We start from the raw sequence: 2,845 nt of genomic DNA on the forward strand, positions 1-2,845 counted from the left end.
AATCAACCGACGAACCACGACGAGTGGATAAAGGCACGTCTAAGCGGAATCGGAGCTAGTGAAGCTGCTGCTGTCGTAGGTATGTCACCGTACAAAAGCAACGCCGAACTGTGGGAAGAAAAGACTGGGCGGCGCGTGGCGGAGGATATTTCTGATAAGCCTTACGTCAAGTATGGAAAAGAGGCCGAAAAGTACTTGCGCGCGCTGTTCGCTATGGACTTTCCGCAGTATCAAGTTGACTATGACGAATTCGGCATGATACGCAATAACTCAGATTGTCCATTTGCTTTTGCAACGCTCGACGGAGCATTGACGGAGCGAGAAACCGGGCGGCGAGGAATACTCGAAATCAAAACAACTGAAATTCTGCGTGCCGGGCAATGGGATGAGTGGAATGGCCGCATACCGCAGCACTATTACATACAGGTCATCCATCAGCTTCTGGCTACCGGATATAGCTTCGCTTGGCTCAAAGCACAAATCAAATATACCGACAAAGACGGTATGAAGCAGGCGGCAATCCGACATTACCTTATCGAGCGCTCCGAAGAAGTGAAAACGGACATTCAATGGCTTGCGGAACGCGAAAAGGTGTTTTGGGATTGTGTTGTAAACGATAAACGTCCGGCGCTTATTTTGCCGGAGATTTAGGAGGAAATATGGAACTTATAATGACAACCGACTTGGCAAAAGTACTGCCAAGGTCGATCGATTTTAACCATGAACAGCTAAAGGCTGAGTTATCTCAAAAGCTGGATTACTACAATAACCTTGTTGTTACGGAGGACAGCATCAAGTCTGCAAAAGCGGATAAGGCTACGCTGAACAAACTCCGCGCCGCGTTGGACGATAAGCGCAAGGAAGTTAAAAAGGATTGTCTTACTCCATATGAGGACTTTGAACGCAAGGTTAAAGAGTTGATTTGCATGATCGATAAACCGATCGCCGCAATAGACGGTCAGATAAAGGCTTTTGACGAGCAAAAACGTTCAGAGAAACAGGACGAAATCATGCGATTCTTCTGTGAGAAAATCGGTGATTTGGAACCGCTTCTCCCGTTTGAAAAGATTTTCAACCCGCGCTGGCTGAACGCAACTTACAAAATGTCGGACATCGAAAAAGAGATTACCGAGACTATTTTCAAGGTCCGTAACAATATCAACATTATCAAGGCATTCGATGTTGATTGCGAACAACAGATGCTTGATAAGTACCTTGAAACGCTGGATATGAGTGCGGCAATGGCTGAGAAAACGCGCTGGGAAGAGCAGCAGAAACGCCTTAAGGAGTACGAGGAAAGCCAGAGGAAGGCACAGGAAGCCGTAAAAACTGCGCCAGATGAAACTACGTCGGAGCAGAAAGAAACTTCGCCTGAACAGCCTGCGCCGCAGTCTTACATACCGGAGCCGGAGCAATGTCACGCACGTGAACAACTCAAAACAATTAGTGTGACTTTTCACGATACAACAGCAGAGTTCCGGCATGGAATGCATGATTTGTGTGTAAAGTACGGCATCAAATACGGTTGGGCTAAAAAGGAGGATTTGGAATAATGGTACAGAATAAACTAGCTGCACAGCAGGAAAACAAAGTCGTTGAGTATGAGGTAAACGGTGAAAAGGTAAAACTTTCACCGGCAATTATCCGAAATTATCTTGTTTCCGGTGGTGGAAATGTCAGCGATCAGGAGATTGTCATGTTCTTAAACCTCTGCCGGTTTCAACATTTGAACCCATTTTTGCGTGAAGCATACCTTATCAAATATGGCAACCAGCCCGCAACGATGGTGACTGGAAAAGAGGTATTCACAAAACGCGCACGCCGTAATAAAGACTACGCGGGACAACAGGCTGGTGTGGTTGTCCAGAAAGAGGACGGGACTCTGGAAAACCGTATCGGTACGTTGGTTTTAGACGACGAGAAGCTCGTTGGAGGTTGGGCGAAAGTTTTCATCAAAGATTACGTTGAACCGGTCGAAATTACCGTTTCGCTTTCCGAGTACATCGGAACGAAAAAAGACGGAGAGATCAACAGCCAATGGAGCAAGAAGCCCGCAACTATGATACGCAAGGTCGCGCTTGTCCAGGCGCTTCGGGAAGCGTTTCCTGAGGACTTCTCCGGTATGTACTCGCAGGAGGAAATTGATACCGGAAATCAGATTCTCGACGAAACCCCGATTGATGAAAGCAAGGTTGTTGACGTTCCACCGCAGGAGCAGAAACCTGAGGAAACCGACCCATTAGCATAAGGAGTGATATGGGGTGAATATCAAAGGCTACATAAGCGGATACGACAGTCAAGTGCTGACGATAGTCGCCCCGTTCTCCGATGACTACATACTTGCAAAACGTAAAATTACAGAGTGCGAAATCAGGCTTGATGACGGGCGAACAATTAGTGCAGACCAGCGCAAAAAGATATACGCCACGATGAGAGATATATCCATATGGTCAGGACACGTGCCGGACGAAATCAAGGCACTTATGAAATATGATTTCATTGCAAAAACCGGTTGCGAATATTTTTCACTATCCAATGTGGATATGAGCACGGCAAACGAATTTTTGAACTTTCTCATTGAGTTCTGCATTGAAAACGATATCCCAACGCTGGATTCACTACTTGACCGTTCTCCTGATATTGCGCGGTATCTGTACTGCTGCCTGGTAAATAAAAAGTGTGCCATCTGTGGTAAGAAGGCAGAACTACACCATGTTGACGCAGTCGGCGCCGGTCGAAACCGAAAAGTAATAATCCACAAAGGCATGTATGTTTTGCCCTTCTGCCGGATGCATCATACAGAATTTCATAACACCGGCAAAGACACGTTTTGCAGGAAATACAA

General features: G+C 46.4%; 4 protein-coding genes. All 4 read left to right on the plus strand.

Annotation, left to right across the window (positions count from 1 at the left end):
- Positions 1 to 651: YqaJ viral recombinase family protein (locus tag CAGA_RS12435; protein WP_135661194.1), on the plus strand; the 651-nt coding region annotated here is incomplete at its 5' end.
- A gap of 8 nt (positions 652 to 659) precedes the next feature.
- Positions 660 to 1,553 carry a DUF1351 domain-containing protein gene (locus CAGA_RS12440; RefSeq protein WP_135661195.1) on the plus strand — a complete coding sequence of 298 codons (894 nt, stop codon included), beginning with the start codon at positions 660 to 662 and terminating at the stop codon, positions 1,551 to 1,553.
- Complete coding sequence (gene bet, locus CAGA_RS12445) at positions 1,553 to 2,248, plus strand: phage recombination protein Bet (protein ID WP_135661196.1); 696 nt, start codon at positions 1,553 to 1,555, stop codon at positions 2,246 to 2,248. Before CAGA_RS12440 ends, bet begins: the two co-directional genes overlap by 1 nt.
- A gap of 13 nt (positions 2,249 to 2,261) precedes the next feature.
- The coding region (locus tag CAGA_RS12450; RefSeq protein ID WP_135661197.1) for a putative HNHc nuclease at positions 2,262 to 2,845 on the plus strand (584 nt) is incomplete at its 3' end.

The sequence above is a fragment of the Caproiciproducens galactitolivorans genome (assembly GCF_004768785.1).
In the GTDB taxonomy this organism is placed as follows: domain Bacteria; phylum Bacillota; class Clostridia; order Oscillospirales; family Acutalibacteraceae; genus Caproiciproducens; species Caproiciproducens galactitolivorans.